The organism is Promicromonospora citrea (genome assembly GCF_013004695.1).
Classification (GTDB): domain Bacteria; phylum Actinomycetota; class Actinomycetes; order Actinomycetales; family Cellulomonadaceae; genus Promicromonospora; species Promicromonospora citrea.
Map to the genome: position 1 here is coordinate 1 of NZ_JABEMG010000118.1, position 14,107 is coordinate 14,107.

Below are 14,107 nucleotides of genomic sequence, written 5' to 3' on the forward strand. Positions count from 1 at the left end.
CGGGCCGCGCCGTCCGGGCACGAGCCGGGCGACCGCCCCGGCGTCGCCCGCGTCGTCCGTCCCGCGGGCGAGCGTGCCCGCCACGCGCCGCAGGCCGCCGCCGGACGCCGGGTCCACGCTCACCAGACCGAGCTCGCTCGCCGCGACGGGCGCGGGCTGCGGGCCTTCGCTCGGGCCCGCACCCGCGTTGACGACGGGCCAGCCGTCGATCCAGTCCATACGGTCCATGAGGGTGGGCCGCCGGTTGACCCCGCCGGGCTCGTCGAGCCACGCGTCGTCGCGGTCGATGGCGTGGTAGAGCATCCAGTCCTGCCCCGAGGCGTCCGTGAGCACGGCGTGGTGCCCGACACCGATCCACCGGTTGCCGTTCTGCGCGACCACCTGCGTGCCGCCCACGCGGGACGCGTCCAGGCCGACGCCCTCGTGGTCGACGAACGGGCCCAGCGGCGAACGGGACCGGCCGGTGTACACGCTGTACCCGGTCACGGGGCCGGCGCAGCAGTTCGCGGACGAGCCCATGAGGTAGTACCAGCCGTCGCGCTTGACGACGAACGCGCCCTCGTACCGGTCGTTGGCCGTGACGCGGGTGGGCTCGCCGACGGCGCGCGTGCCGGTCTCGTCCAGCTCGGTGACCCAGATGCCGCCGTTGAAGCCGCCGAAGTAGAGGTACTGCGTGCCGTCGTCGTCGGACAGGAGCGCCGGGTCGATGGTGTTGAGGTAGCCCCCGCCGGGCGCCGGGCGTGGGTCGAGGACGGGGCCGCCCGAGTCGGTCCAGGGGCCGGTCGGGGTCGGCGCCGTGGCGACGCCGATGGTGTAGTCCCACGGGTCGGGGTTCGCCGCGGTGTCGGTGACCGTGTAGTACATGACGTACTGCCCGCCGACGTAGCGGATGTCGGGCGCCCAGAAGAACGACTCCTCGGCGGCCCAGGCGGGAAGGTCGCCCTCGTCGAAGATCGTGCCCACATACTCCCAGGCGGCGAGGTCGCGCGAGCGCGCCACGTGCATGTTCCCGAACGGCCCGCCGGACACGAGCGGGTCGCTCGTGGCGTACAGGTACCACCAGCCGTCCTTGCCGCGGATGACCGCGGGGTCGGCGTAGGTGTCCGCGAAGGGCTCGGTGACGGGGTTGGTGTAGGTGCCGGGCGCCGGAGCCGGGGGCGGCGGGGGAGCTGCCGCGGCGGGCTCGGCGCCCCCGCCGTCGGACAGGAGGGCCGTGCCCACGCCGAGCGCGAGCGTGGCGAGGGCGGCGACGAACCGTGACTGCATGGGCTTCATCCCTTCGTGCGACGCCCGGGGGCGTCGCCTGTCGCGTCGTTGTGACAGTGCCGGTACCGCGATGCCGGTCGTGCGGTACAACGTGGTACCAGACGGTAAGCATACCGTGCGGCCCCGTCCACGGTGAGGCACGCCACCGCTGGTCGGGACCGTGACGCACTAGACTGGTCGCGCCCCCGTCGCTGTGGGCCACCCCGTCGTACCACCCACCCTTGACCGTGAGGACCCCTGCGTGATCACTGCCCATGGCGTCGAGCTGCGCGTCGGCGCGCGCGTGCTGCTGAGCGATGCGACGTTCCGCGTCGCCTCGGGCGACCGGATCGGCCTCGTCGGCCGCAACGGCGCGGGCAAGACCACGCTCACCAAGACCCTGGCGGGGGAGACCCAGCCCACGGGCGGGCAGATCGTCCGCGGCACCGACATCGGCTACCTGCCGCAGGACCCCCGCACGGGTGACCTCGAGGTCCTGGCGATGGACCGCGTCCTGTCCGCGCGCAACCTCGACCACGTCATCACGCAGATGCGCGAGACCGAGGCGGGCATGGCCTCCGACGACCCGGCCGTGCAGGCCGCCGCGATGGAGCGCTACCCCAAGCTCGAGACGCGGTTCCTCGCCGCCGGCGGGTACGCCGCGGAGTCCGAGGCGCAGATCATCACGGCCAACCTCGGCCTCGACGAGCGCGTGCTCGGGCAGCCGCTGAGCACGCTGTCCGGCGGTCAGCGGCGCCGCATCGAGCTCGCGCGCATCCTGTTCAGTGGCGTCGAGACGCTGCTGCTCGACGAGCCGACCAACCACCTCGACGCCGACTCGATCGTCTGGCTGCGCGACTACCTCAAGGCCTACAGCGGCGGCTTCATCGTGATCAGCCACGACGTCGAGCTGCTGCGCGCCACCGTGAACAAGGTGTTCCACCTGGACGCCAACCGCGGGGAGCTGGACCAGTACAACATGGGCTGGGACGCGTACCTGGAGCAGCGCGAGACCGACGAGCGCCGCCGCCGTCGCGAGCGGGCCAACGCCGAGAAGAAAGCGAGCACGCTGCTCGCCCAGGCCGAGAAGATGCGCGCCAAGGCGACCAAGGCCACCGCGGCGCAGAACATGATCAAGCGCGCCGAGAAGATGCTCGGCGGGCTCGAGGCCGAGCGCGCCTCGGACCGCGTGGCCAAGCTCCGCTTCCCGACGCCGGCACCCTGCGGCCGCACCCCGCTCACCGCCGCGGGGCTGTCGAAGGCGTACGGGTCGCAGGAGGTGTTCACCGGGGTCGACCTGGCGATCGACCGCGGGTCGCGCGTCGTCGTGCTCGGCTTCAACGGCGCGGGCAAGACGACGCTGCTGCGCATCCTCGCGGGCGTCGAGCAGCCGGACACCGGCGAGGTCGTGCCGGGCCACGGGCTCAAGCTCGGCTACTACGCCCAGGAGCACGACACGCTCGACATGGACGCGACCGTCGTGGAGAACCTGCGGCACGCGGCCCCGGAGCTGACCGACACCCAGGTGCGCTCGGTGCTCGGCTCGTTCCTGTTCAGCGGGGACGACGCCGACAAGCCCGCCGGCGTGCTGTCCGGCGGTGAGAAGACGCGTCTGGCGCTGGCCACGATCGTCGTCTCCGGCGCGAACGTGCTGCTGCTCGACGAGCCGACGAACAACCTCGACCCGGCGTCGCGTGCCGAGATCCTCGGCGCGCTCAAGACGTACGAGGGCGCTGTCGTCATGGTCACCCATGACGACGGCGCGGTCGAGGCCCTCGAGCCCGAGCGCGTGCTGCTGCTGCCCGACGGCGACGAGGACCTGTGGAACGACAGCTACCAGGAGCTCGTCTCCCTGGCCTGACGCCCCTTCCCGCCGAGGTAGTCATGCGGCGAGGTAGTCATGTGGCGAGGTAGTCCTGACTACTTCGCCAGATGACTACTTCGCCAGATGACTACCTCGCCAGATGACTACCTCGAGAACGGGTGACTACCTCGAGAGCCGGTGATCACCTCGAGAGCTGGGCCTCGATGAGGGCGTCCTCCTCGTCCTCCGCCGTCGGCCGGCGGTCGCGGGGAGACCTGCGGGCGCGCACGCCCGCGCCGTCGCCGGCGTCGCCCGAGGCGAGCAGGAGGTCGCCCGCCGACACGTTCTCGCCGCGCAGCGCACCACGCTCGCGGCGCCACAGCAGCACGTACCCGCCGATCGCGCCGATCGCGAAGATGGCCCACTGGAACGCGTAGGACAGGTGCGACCCCGGGTCGGTGTTCGGTTCGGGCAGCGAGATCAGTCCGGCCGCGGGCGCCGGGTCCTCCGACCGCAGCGCGCCGTACGCGCCCACGGTCCGGCCCTGCGCCCACGCGTCGCCGTCCGGGGCGGCGGCGAGCACCTGGGCGGTCGAGATCGCCTGCACCTGCCCGTCGGGCGCGCCCCGGTCGGACGGCGGCTCGTCGGCCCGCAGCGACGCCACCACCGTCACGGTGCCCGACGGCGGAGCGGGCACGGCGTCGGGCGCCGACGCGTCCGACCCGATCGGCACGAACCCGCGGTCGATCACCATGACGAGCTCCTGGCCGTCCGGCAGCTGCGCCTCGAACGGCACGAGGACGTGGAAGCCCGCGGTGCGCTGCACCGGCCGGTTGCGCAGCAGCACCGTCGCCTCGGGGACGTACTCGCCGGTCAGCTCGACCCGCTGCCACACCTCGGACCCGGGCACGACGGCCCCCGGACCGGGCAGGATCTCCTCGACGGGCACGACGGGCGCCGACCAGTTCGCGTTGACGAGCTCGATCTCGGCGTCCCGCGCCTGCGCGCGGTTCCACTGCCAGCGCCCCGCGACCAGGCACAGCGCGGCCAGCACGACGGCGGCGATCGCGAGCACCACCCACTGCCGGGTGGTGCGGGGACTGCGGGCCTCGCCGCTCACGATGCCGGGTCCGACGCCGGGTCCGATGCCGGGTCCGACGCCCGGTCCAGCTCGGCGACCGGGACCGTCTGCTTCCAGAACCCGCGCGCGGACAGGAACTGCTCGAGGTGCTCGCGGTGGTCGTGGCACGCGAGCCACACCTTGCGGCGCTCGGGCGTGTGCAGCTTCGGGTTGTTCCAGAGCAGGCCCCACGCGGCGGCCGCGCGGCAGCCCTTGGCGCTGCAGACCAGCTCGCCGTCGGGCACGGCGTCGGGCCGGGGGCCGGGCGCGGGCTGCGAGGCGCCCAGGGCGCCGAGGACGTCCATCTGTTGTGCTCCCTCAGATCCCTCAGTCGTCGACGTGGTCGATGACGCGTCCCGCGCCGGGCGTCTCGTCCGGGGCGGGCAGCTCGGTCAGCGCCGGGGCGGGCGCGGGCGTCACGGGCGAGGTGTCGTCGGTGGTGCGCTCGCGGCCGGCGTTGGCGACCAGCACGGCGGAGTACGGCAGCACGACCGCCGCGGCGACGAGGACCCAGCGGAGCCACCCGTCCACCACCACCGCGCCGATGATGCAGACCACGCGGATCGACATCTGGATGAGATAGCTGCGGGTGCGGCGTGCCTGGTCCACCGCCAGCGGCACGGGCGCCGAGGTGATGGACTGTACCGGCTCGGTCATCCAGCCAGTCTACGTCCGCCGTCGGCCCACCGGGAAGGTGGTCGGGGCGACGATTGGAGGAATCCGACAAGAACCGTGGCATCCCTGTGGCCCGCCACGCGCGGCGTCGGCTCGGCGGCCGGGGTAGCGTCGCAGCGGACCCGGATCGCGGTCCTGGCCGCGGCCCCCCAGCTGTCGCGCGGCCGTCGTGCAGCCACCACCATCAAGGAGCTTCAGGTGACCACCACGCCTGCCACCCAGACCATCGCAGGAGGCCCCACGGGCCGCGTCGTCGTCGTGACGGGAGCCGCACGCGGCATCGGCCGTGCCATCGCGGAGCGTTTCGTGGCCGACGGCGACCGGGTCGCCACCATCTACCGTGGTGGCGATCTGCCCAAGGGCGTCGAGCCGTACGTGGCGGACGTCACCGATACCGAGGCCGTCGACGCCGCGTTCGCCGCGATCGAGAAGGACCTCGGCCCGGTCGAGGTGCTCGTCGCGAACGCGGGCGTCACCAAGGACCAGCTCCTCATGCGCATGAGCGACGACGAGTTCGAGCAGGTTGTCGACGTCAACCTCAAGGGCACGTTCCGCTGCGTGCGGCGGGCGTCCAAGGGCATGATCCGCGCGCGCAAGGGCCGCATCGTGCTGCTCGGCTCGATCGTCGGCCTGTCGGGGGGCCCCGGGCAGGTCAACTACTCGTCGTCGAAGGCCGCGCTCGTGGGCATGGCCCGCTCGATCACGCGCGAGCTCGGCGGGCGCGGCATCACGGCCAACGTCGTGGCCCCCGGGTACGTCGAGACCGACATGACGGCCGCGCTGTCCGAGGACGTGCGGGCCGGCTACCTCAAGCAGATCCCGGCGGCCCGCTTCGCGTCGCCCGACGAGATCGCCGCCGTGGTCTCGTTCGTCGCGTCGGAGGCCGCCGGCTACGTCTCCGGTGCGGTCATCCCGGTCGACGGCGGTCTCGGCATGGGCCACTGAACCGACCCTGCCGAACCCGGTCTACCGGTACAAATACGCCAATCCAGACATCACACGCGGCGCGGAGTTTCGTACCGGGCCGTGTTCCGCATTACGCTCGCACCCAAGCGCAGGGGTCGCCGCGGCACGCCTGCGCTCGAACGGAAGGACAACATGGGTCTCCTCGAAGGTAAGAAGCTGCTCGTCACGGGCGTGCTGACCGATTCGTCGATCGCGTTCCACGCCGCCCGCCTCGCGCAGGAGGAGGGGGCTGAGGTCGTCCTGTCGTCGTTCGGGCGGCAGATGAAGCTCACGCAGGCGTTCGCGAAGCGGCTGCCGGTCCAGGCTCCCGTCGTCGAGCTGGACGCGACGAACCAGGAGAACCTGGACGGCCTGGCCGACGCCGTGCGCGCAGAGGGCTTCGACCGCATCGACGGCCTCGTGCACTCGATCGGGTTCGCACCGCAGTCCGTCATGGGCGGCAACTTCCTCTCCGGCACGTGGGAGGACGTCGCGACCGCGCTGCACGTGTCGACGTTCTCGTACAAGTCGATCGCCGTGGCCGCGCAGCCGCTCATGGCCGGCGGCGGCGCCGTCGTCGGCCTCACGTTCGACGCGCAGTTCGCCTGGCCGGTCTACGACTGGATGGGCGTGGCGAAGGCGGGCCTCGAGTCCGCGAACCGGTACCTCGCGCGCGACCTCGGTCCCGAGGGCATCCGCTGCAACCTCGTCTCGGCCGGTCCCATCCGGACCACGGCCGCGAAGTCCATCCCGGGCTTCGAGACGATGGAGGACGCCTGGCCGAAGCGTGCGCCGCTGGGCTGGGACCAGACGACCGCCGAGCCGGCGGCGCGTGCAGTGTGCGCGCTGCTGTCGGACTGGTTCCCCGCCACCACGGGCGAGATCGTGCACGTCGACGGCGGCGTGCACGCGATGGGCCAGTAACCAGCTTTCTCGGGAGGCACTGATGGGCACAGCTCCGGGCACCGAGCCCGCCACGTCGCCGGTACGGCGGCTGGTGCTGCTCCGGCACGCGAAGGCGGAGCCGCCGTCAGAGCTGCCCGACGAGCAGCGCCCGCTGGCGCTGCGCGGCCGGGACCAGGCGGTGAAGGTCGGCGCGGCGCTGGCCGAGGCAGGCCTGGTGCCCGACGCCGTCGTCGTCTCCGGCGCGGTCCGCACGCGGCAGACGTGGGACCTCGCGCGCAAGCACCTGGGCGAGCCGCCGGTGGTCTACACCGACGACCTGCTCGGCGCGATGCCGCGCGGGGTCCTCGCGATCGTGCGTGAGGTCGCCCCGGAGGCGCGGACCGTGCTCGTGGTCGGTCACGAACCCGCGATGGCGGGCACCGCCGAGCTGCTCGCGGGCCCCGGCTCGGCGGACGACGCGATCGCCCAGGTCCGCGTCGGCGTCCCCACGGCGACGTACTCCGTCCTGGAGGCGGAGCTGGCCTGGTCCGACTGGGACCGCCGCCAGGCCCGCCTCCTGACGGTCACCCGCCCGGCCTCCTGACCCCGCCCGCTGAGCGCGGGATCCTCTCCTGTGCGATGATCCCGCGCTCAGCGGCGTCAGAGAAGGTCCAGGACCGCGTCGAGGCGGCCGTCGACCGCGTAGGGAGCCTGGGCGCGGACCACCGGCTTGGCGTTGAACGCGACGCCGACGCCGGCGACGGCGATCATCCCGAGGTCGTTCGCGCCGTCGCCCACGGCGACCGTGTGCTCCAGCGGCACGCCCGCCGCGGCAGCCCACTCCCGCAGCGTCGCGGCCTTCGCCTCGCGGTCGACGACGGGGCCCACCGTGCGGCCGGTCAGCACGCCGTCGGCCACCTCGAGGCGGTTCGCCCGCACGAGCTCGACGCCGAGCTCCTCGACGATCGGGCGCGCGATCTCCTCGAACCCGCCCGACACGAGCCCGAACACCCAGCCCCGCGCGTGGCACTCGGCCACGAGCTCCCGGGCGCCCGGCGTCAGCTCGACGGCCGCGCGCACCTTCTCCAGCGCCGCGACGGGCACGCCTGCCAGCGTCGCGACGCGCTCCCGCAGCGAGGCGGCGAAGTCCAGCTCGCCCCGCATCGCCCGCTCGGTCACGGCCGCGACCTCGTCACGGGTGCCCGCGTGCTCGGCGAGGAGCTCGATGACCTCCTGGCGGAAGAACGTCGAGTCGGCGTCGGTCACGATGAGTCGCTTCACGGGCACCAGTGTGCCGGAGCGCGCGGTACCCCCACGCACCGGTCCACCAGCTGTCGCCGAGGTAGTCACCTGGCGGGGTAGTCATGTGGCGAGGTAGTACTACTTCGCCAGGTGACTACTTCGCCAGGTGACTACCTCGGCGGGGGTGGTCAGTCGACGACCGTGCCCTTCGGGACCACCACGAGGCCGCTCTCCGTGACCGTGAAGCCTCGAGCCCGGTCCTCGTCGTGGTCGACGCCGATCCGCGCGCGCTCGTTGACCACCACGTTCTTGTCGACGATCGCCCGGTGCACGTGCGCGTACCGGTGCACCTGGACGTCGTCCATGAGCACCGAGTTGGACACGTTCGACCACGAGTGCAGGTGCACGCCCGGCGAGAGCACCGACCCCGCCGCCTGCGCGCCCGAGATGAGCACGCCCGGCGACACGATCGACTCGACCGCGTGCCCCATGCGGCCCGGCCCCACGTGCACGAACTTGGCCGGCGGCAGCCCCGTGTAGCCCGTGAACAGCGGCCACTCGTTGTTGTACAGGTTGAACACCGGGTGCACGGAGATGAGGTCCATGTTGGCGTCGTAGAACGAGTCGATCGTCCCGACGTCCCGCCAGTACCCGCGGTCGCGCTCGGTCGAGCCCGGCACGTCGTTGCGCTTGAAGTCGTAGACGCCCGCCTCGCCCTGCGCCACGAACGCCGGGATGATGTCGCCGCCCATGTCGTGCCGCGAGTCCGGGTTGGCCGCGTCCTTGGTGACGGCCTCGACCAGCGCGTCGGCATCGAACACGTAGTTGCCCATCGAGGCGAGGATCTCGCCGGGGGAGTCGGGCAGTCCCACGGGATCGGTCGGCTTCTCCAGGAACTCCCGGATCTTGGTCGGGTCCGACGGGTCGACGTCGATGACGCCGAACTGGTCCGCCATGTCGATCGGCTGCCGGATCGCCGCGACCGACGCCCGCGCGCCCGACTCGATGTGCGCGTCGACCATCTGCGAGAAGTCCATGCGGTACACGTGGTCGGCGCCGACCACGACCACGATGTCCGGCCGCTCGTCGTCGATGATGTTGAGGCACTGGTAGATCGCGTCCGCGCTGCCCAGGTACCAGTGCTTGCCGACGCGCTGCTGCGCGGGCACCGGTGCCACGAAGTTGCCCAGCAGCGGCGACATGCGCCACGTCTTGGAGATGTGCCGGTCCAGCGAGTGCGACTTGTACTGCGTCAGCACGACGACGTGCAGGTACCGCGAGTTGACGATGTTCGACAGCGCGAAGTCGACGAGCCGGTAGATGCCCCCGAAGGGGACGGCGGGCTTGGCGCGGGCGGCGGTCAGCGGCATCAGCCGCTTCCCCTCACCACCGGCGAGGACGATCGCGAGCACGCGAGGGGAGGAAGCCATACGTCGAGATTAGGGCTTTTCGGCCGGGTACGTCGGGTGACGCGCCCGGACGGCCCCCGCGCTAGGTTGGGCACGTGCCCGACCTCGCCGCCAGCCCGGCCCCCGCGACCGCTCCCCGTGCCGACCGCAGTGCCGACCGCAGTGCCGACCTCCGGGTCGACCTCCGGGTCGACCTCCTCACCCGCGAGTACCCGCCGCACGTGTACGGCGGGGCGGGCGTGCACGTCGCCGAGCTCGCCGCCGTCCTCGCCCCGCACGCCGACGTGCGCGTGCGCTGCTTCGACGGCCCGCGCGACGCCGCGACCGAGGGCGCGGGCGTGACCGGCTACGAGACGCCGGCGGCGCTCGCGTCGGCCAACCCCGCGCTCGCCACCCTCGGCACGGACCTCGTGATGGCCGACGACGTCGCGGGCGCCGACCTGGTGCACTCCCACACCTGGTACGCCAACATGGCCGGTCACCTGGGCGGGCTGCTGCACGGTGTGCCGCACGTCGTCACCGCCCACTCCCTGGAGCCGCTGCGCCCCTGGAAGGCCGAACAGCTCGGCGGCGGGTACGCGCTGTCCTCGTGGGCCGAGCGCACGGCGTACCTCGGCGCCGCCGGCGTCATCGCCGTCTCCGCGGGCATGCGCGCCGACATCCTGCGCGTCTACCCCGAGCTCGACCCCGACCGCGTGCACGTGGTGCACAACGGCATCGACCTGACGGGCTGGCGGCGCCCCACGCCCGACGACGCCGACGCGCAGGCCACCGTGCGCCGGCACGGGATCGACCCCGACCGCCCCGCGGTCGTCTTCGTCGGGCGGATCACGCGCCAGAAGGGTCTGCCGTACCTGCTGCGGGCGGCGGCGCAGCTCCCGCCCGAGGTGCAGCTCGTCCTGTGCGCGGGCGCGCCCGACACGCCGGAGATCATGGCGGAGGTGCGCGGCCTGGTCGAGGACCTGCGGGCGACCCGCACCGGGGTCGTCTGGATCGAGGAGATGCTGCCGCGTCCCGACCTGACCGCGGTGCTCGCGGCGTGCACCGTCTTCGTGTGCCCGAGCGTCTACGAGCCGCTCGGCATCGTGAACCTCGAGGCCATGGCCGTGGGCCTGCCCGTGGTCGGCACGGCGACGGGCGGCATCCCCGAGGTGGTCGACGACGGCGTCACCGGCGTGCTCGTCCCGATCGAGCAGGCCGACGACGGCACGGGCACCCCGCTCGACCCCGACCGCTTCGTCGCCGACCTCGCCGCGGCGCTGGCCCGTGTCGCGACCGACCCGGCGGGCGCGGCGGCGATGGGCGCGGCCGGCAGGCGTCGCGCCGAGGAGCACTTCGCGTGGACGGCGATCGCCGAGCGCACGATGGAGGTCTACCGGCAGGTGCTGGCGGGCTGACGGGCCGGGCTGTCAGGGCGCGCTCAGCCCATCCGGCCGTAGGTCGCCGCGCTGAGCGCGTGCCGGGCGGTGCGGTCGACCTCGCGCAGCGCGGTGGAGCGCTGGTCGACCTGGAAGACGTTCACCGCGCCGCCGTCGTCCACCGTGCCGAGGGCCACGATCGCGCGCAGGCGCGTCGCGAGGTCGAGCACCCGCGCCCGGCGCCCGTCGAGCTGCGGCACGGGCCACGACGCGGTGCTCGCGGAGCGGATCCGTTCGATCGCGTCGGCGGCGTCGTCGCGCCAGCGGGCGACGTCGAGCTGGTCGAGGGCGTCGGTCGCCGTCATGAGGCTCGTGCGCAGCTCGCGCTCGGCGTCGGCGAGCGAGCCGATCGTGCCCAGCACGAGCGTCGTCCAGGCGGGCACCGGCCGCACGCGCCACGTCACGAGGTGTCCGGGTTCCAGGTGGCTGCCGAACGCCTGGACGCGCGGCACGGCCGCCCAGCTCCCCGCCGGTGTGGTGATCACCACGCACTCGCCCGCCTCGGTGGCGTCGTGGTTCGCGTCGGCGGGCACACCCGCGGGGTCGCCCGGCGCCGGGAGCAGCGCGCACACCTCGCGCGGGCCGGTCGTCCACGCGGTGAAGAGGGTGCCGAGGTCGGTGCCGTCGGCGAAACCGGGCAGCCCCTCGACGGTGTGCGGCTCGTCGTCGCCCACCACCGACTTCACGGCGTCCGAGGTGTCGCCGACGCCCTGCAGCCACAGGGCGAGCAGCACGCTCCGGGGGAGGTCCTGGTCACTGTTCACCGCAGCACTGTAAATGACGGACGACCAGGTAGGGTCGGTGCCCATGAGCTCGGTTCTCGACCTTGCGGGCGTCACCGTCCGGCGCGGCACCTCGACCATCCTCGACTCCGTCGACTGGCAGGTCAACGAGGGGGAGCGGTGGATCGTCCTCGGCCCCAACGGCGCGGGCAAGACCACCCTCCTGCAGATCGTCGCGGCGCGCATGCACCCGACGTCGGGCACGGCGACGGTGCTCGGCTCGACGCTCGGCCGCGTCGACGTCTTCGAGCTGCGCCCGCGCATCGGCCTGTCCAGCGCGGCGCTCGCGGAGCGCCTGCCGACGGGGGAGGCCGTGCGCGACGTCGTGCTGACCGCCGCGTACGGCGTGACGGGCCGCTGGACCGAGAGCTACGACGAGCTCGACGACCAGCGGGCCAAGGACCTGCTCGCGGCCTTCGGGGTCGACCACCTGGCCGACCGCACCTACGGCACGCTGTCGGAGGGTGAGCGCAAGCGCGTGCAGATCGCCCGTGCGCTGATGACCGACCCGGAGCTGCTGCTGCTCGACGAGCCGGGTGCCGGCCTCGACCTGGGCGGCCGCGAGGAGCTCGTCGCGGCGCTGTCGGAGCTCGCGAGCGACCCCGCCTCGCCCGTGCTGGTGCACGTGACGCACCACGTGGAGGAGATCCCGCCGGGGTTCACGCACCTGCTGCTCATGAAGAAGGGCGGCATCCAGGCGGCCGGGCCGCTCGAGGAGGTCCTCACCGCGGACAACCTCTCGGCGGCCTTCGGGCTGCCGCTCGTGGTCGCCCACGGCGGCGGTCGCTGGCTCGCGCGCGCGGCGCGCTGAGGACTCGCGGACGCCCTGTCCAGGGCGTTGCGTCACGATCTGGCACCACACCACGACTTTGCTACCGCCGTGTCGGTGGACCTTGGTAAAGTCCGGGCAAAGGTCCGAGGTAGCGGGAGATTCCCCGCGAGGGCCCGCCGGGGGAGAGGTTCCGCCGGCGACCGGTCGCCAGCCGGAGGGGACGCTCGGAGGGAGCGATCATGGCCTGGTTGTGGTGGGTAGGCGCGGCACTGGTCTTCGCATTGATCGAGCTGCTGTCGCTGGACTTCGTCTTCATCATGTTCGCCGGCGGCGCGCTGGCCGCCGGTATCGCCAACGGCGCCGGCGCCGAGCTGTGGGTGCAGGCGATCGTGTTCGTGGTGGCGACGGTGGTGCTGCTCGTGACGCTGCGGCCCACGCTGATCCGTCACCTGCGCGAGAACACGCCGAAGGCGCCCACCAACGCCGAGGCCAACGTCGGCCGCACGGCGTCGGTGGTCCAGGAGGTCAGCACGGCGTCCGGGCTGATCAAGCTGAGCGGCGAGGTGTGGAGCGCGCGGGCCGTGCCCGGGTCGCCTCCGCTCGCCGCCGGCACTACCGTTCGTGTCGTCCAGATCGACGGCGCCACCGCCGTCGTCGAGCCGGAGGCGTAGCCGCATGCCACCTGGGCGCGGCCACGGGCACCACCTGCAGCACGCAAGTCCCAGGAAGTCCAAGTCAGAAGCTTGAAACCGTCCGGCGGGCCAAGGAGCCCGCGTGAGGAGACGTCGTGGAGTCATTCGGGCAAGTCCTGCTCTACCTGATCATTGCCCTGGTCGTGATCGTCGGTATCGTCGCGGTGATCCGTGCGGTGCGGATCGTGCCGCAGTCCGTCGCGCTCGTGGTCGAGCGCCTGGGTCGTTACTCGAAGACGCTCGACCCGGGCCTGCACGTGCTCGTGCCGTTCGTCGACCGCGTCCGGGCCGGCGTGGACCTGCGCGAGCAGGTCGTGTCGTTCCCGCCCCAGCCGGTGATCACCAGCGACAACCTGGTGGTCGAGATCGACACCGTCATCTACTTCCAGGTGACCGACGCCAAGTCCGCGGTCTACGAGATCGCGAACTACATCACGGCCATCGAGCAGCTCACCGTCACCACGCTGCGTAACGTGATCGGTTCGATGGACCTGGAGCAGACGCTGACCAGCCGCGACCAGATCAACGGCCAGCTGCGCGGCGTGCTCGACGAGGCGACCGGCCGCTGGGGCATCCGCGTGAACCGCGTGGAGCTCAAGTCGATCGACCCGCCGCCGTCGGTGCAGGGCTCCATGGAGCAGCAGATGCGCGCCGAGCGTGACCGCCGCGCCGCGATCCTCACGGCCGAGGGTGTCAAGCAGTCCGCCATCCTCACGGCCGAGGGCCAGAAGCAGTCCGAGATCCTCAAGGCCGAGGGTGACGCCCAGGCGCAGATCCTGCGCGCCGAGGGTGAGTCCCGCGCCATCATGCAGGTCTTCGAGGCCATCCACCGCGGCAACGCCGACCCCAAGCTGCTGGCCTACCAGTACCTGCAGACGCTGCCGCAGATCGCCAACGGCACCTCGAACACCACCTGGGTCATCCCCACGGAGTTCACCGCCGCGCTCGGCAACATCGCGCAGGGCTTCGGGGGCGGCGCCGCGGGCCCGGGCGGCCCCGGCGTCCCGCCGGTCCCGCCCGGCGACGGTCCGACGACGCCGCACGAGCCCACCGACTCGGTGCTCGACGAGCCGCTCCTGCCGGACCCGGCCGAGGCGCTCGCCGAGGCCCAGCGCCAG

At 72.7% G+C, this 14,107-nt stretch carries 15 protein-coding genes; 8 read left to right on the forward strand and 7 right to left on the reverse strand.

Going from position 1 to position 14,107, the window contains the following annotated elements:
- Positions 1-1,266, reverse strand: a 1,266-nt coding sequence (locus tag HLB15_RS18365) for a family 43 glycosylhydrolase (RefSeq protein WP_171107319.1), incomplete at its 3' end; no start/stop codon positions are given.
- 241 nt (positions 1,267-1,507) lie between these two features.
- Here HLB15_RS18365 and HLB15_RS18370 point away from each other — a divergent pair.
- Positions 1,508-3,106, forward strand: a complete 1,599-nt coding sequence (locus tag HLB15_RS18370; RefSeq protein WP_171107321.1) for an ABC-F family ATP-binding cassette domain-containing protein — start codon at positions 1,508-1,510, stop codon at positions 3,104-3,106.
- 145 nt (positions 3,107-3,251) lie between these two features.
- Here the strand turns inward: HLB15_RS18370 and HLB15_RS18375 are convergent, their stop codons facing one another.
- From HLB15_RS18375 to HLB15_RS18385, 3 genes are read right to left on the reverse strand one after another with little or no spacing between them, the layout of a single operon-like run.
- Positions 3,252-4,169, reverse strand: a complete 918-nt coding sequence (locus HLB15_RS18375; RefSeq protein ID WP_229785596.1) for an SURF1 family cytochrome oxidase biogenesis protein — start codon at positions 4,167-4,169, stop codon at positions 3,252-3,254.
- Positions 4,166-4,474 carry a hypothetical protein gene (locus HLB15_RS18380; protein ID WP_171107323.1) on the reverse strand — a complete coding sequence of 103 codons (309 nt, stop codon included), beginning with the start codon at positions 4,472-4,474 and terminating at the stop codon, positions 4,166-4,168. Before HLB15_RS18380 ends, HLB15_RS18375 begins: the two co-directional genes overlap by 4 nt.
- 22 nt (positions 4,475-4,496) lie before the next feature.
- A complete protein-coding gene (locus HLB15_RS18385) occupies positions 4,497-4,826 on the reverse strand; it encodes a DUF3099 domain-containing protein (RefSeq protein ID WP_171107325.1) in 330 nt (109 codons plus the stop codon).
- Between the two features lie 216 nt (positions 4,827-5,042).
- Here HLB15_RS18385 and fabG point away from each other — a divergent pair, with 216 nt between their 5' ends.
- From fabG to HLB15_RS18400, 3 genes are all read left to right on the forward strand, one after another.
- Positions 5,043-5,789 (forward strand): 3-oxoacyl-ACP reductase FabG, encoded by a 747-nt coding sequence (gene fabG / locus HLB15_RS18390; protein WP_229785597.1) that lies wholly within the window; start codon positions 5,043-5,045, stop codon positions 5,787-5,789.
- Between the two features lie 153 nt (positions 5,790-5,942).
- Entirely contained in the window at positions 5,943-6,713 is a 771-nt protein-coding gene (fabI, locus tag HLB15_RS18395; RefSeq protein ID WP_171107327.1) for an enoyl-ACP reductase FabI, read from the forward strand.
- A gap of 22 nt (positions 6,714-6,735) precedes the next feature.
- Positions 6,736-7,278, forward strand: coding sequence for a SixA phosphatase family protein (locus HLB15_RS18400; protein WP_171107329.1), 543 nt, complete (start codon positions 6,736-6,738; stop codon positions 7,276-7,278).
- 56 nt (positions 7,279-7,334) lie between these two features.
- Here HLB15_RS18400 and serB read toward each other — a convergent pair whose 3' ends face one another.
- Together serB and glgC are read right to left on the reverse strand one after the other, a co-directional pair.
- Positions 7,335-7,961, reverse strand: a complete 627-nt coding sequence (serB, locus tag HLB15_RS18405) for a phosphoserine phosphatase SerB (protein WP_171107331.1) — start codon at positions 7,959-7,961, stop codon at positions 7,335-7,337.
- Between the two features lie 143 nt (positions 7,962-8,104).
- Positions 8,105-9,346 carry a glucose-1-phosphate adenylyltransferase gene (gene glgC / locus HLB15_RS18410; RefSeq protein WP_171107334.1) on the reverse strand — a complete coding sequence of 414 codons (1,242 nt, stop codon included), beginning with the start codon at positions 9,344-9,346 and terminating at the stop codon, positions 8,105-8,107.
- Positions 9,347-9,420: 74 nt separating this feature from the next.
- Between glgC and glgA the strand changes: the two genes are divergently transcribed.
- Positions 9,421-10,722, forward strand: coding sequence for a glycogen synthase (gene glgA / locus HLB15_RS18415; protein WP_171107336.1), 1,302 nt, complete (start codon positions 9,421-9,423; stop codon positions 10,720-10,722).
- A gap of 23 nt (positions 10,723-10,745) precedes the next feature.
- Here glgA and HLB15_RS18420 read toward each other — a convergent pair whose 3' ends face one another.
- Positions 10,746-11,507, reverse strand: coding sequence for an Rv1486c family protein (locus tag HLB15_RS18420; RefSeq protein WP_171107338.1), 762 nt, complete (start codon positions 11,505-11,507; stop codon positions 10,746-10,748).
- Positions 11,508-11,550: 43 nt separating this feature from the next.
- On the opposite strand from HLB15_RS18420, the gene HLB15_RS18425 reads away from it, so the two are divergent.
- The 3 genes from HLB15_RS18425 to HLB15_RS18435 form a co-directional block, all read left to right on the forward strand.
- The gene (locus HLB15_RS18425) at positions 11,551-12,336 is read left to right on the forward strand and encodes an ABC transporter ATP-binding protein (protein WP_171107339.1); all 786 of its coding nucleotides are present in this window, start codon (positions 11,551-11,553) and stop codon (positions 12,334-12,336) included.
- A 200-nt stretch (positions 12,337-12,536) separates the two neighbouring features.
- A complete protein-coding gene (locus HLB15_RS18430; RefSeq protein ID WP_171107341.1) occupies positions 12,537-12,968 on the forward strand; it encodes an NfeD family protein in 432 nt (143 codons plus the stop codon).
- Positions 12,969-13,105: 137 nt separating this feature from the next.
- Positions 13,106-14,107, forward strand: a 1,002-nt coding sequence (locus HLB15_RS18435) for an SPFH domain-containing protein (protein WP_212760066.1), incomplete at its 3' end; no start/stop codon positions are given.

Excerpts from the sequence above, each read along its gene's own strand:
- HLB15_RS18425 (WP_171107339.1), top strand. The coding sequence starts at position 11,551 with ATGAGCTCGGTTCTCGACCTTGCGGGCGTCACCGTCCGGCGCGGCACC.
- HLB15_RS18400 (WP_171107329.1), top strand. The coding sequence starts at position 6,736 with ATGGGCACAGCTCCGGGCACCGAGCCCGCCACGTCGCCGGTACGGCGG.
- glgC (WP_171107334.1), bottom strand. The coding sequence starts at position 9,346 with ATGGCTTCCTCCCCTCGCGTGCTCGCGATCGTCCTCGCCGGTGGTGAG.
- fabI (WP_171107327.1), top strand. The coding sequence starts at position 5,943 with ATGGGTCTCCTCGAAGGTAAGAAGCTGCTCGTCACGGGCGTGCTGACC.
- HLB15_RS18380 (WP_171107323.1), bottom strand. The coding sequence starts at position 4,474 with ATGGACGTCCTCGGCGCCCTGGGCGCCTCGCAGCCCGCGCCCGGCCCC.
- HLB15_RS18385 (WP_171107325.1), bottom strand. The coding sequence starts at position 4,826 with ATGACCGAGCCGGTACAGTCCATCACCTCGGCGCCCGTGCCGCTGGCG.
- HLB15_RS18430 (WP_171107341.1), top strand. The coding sequence starts at position 12,537 with ATGGCCTGGTTGTGGTGGGTAGGCGCGGCACTGGTCTTCGCATTGATC.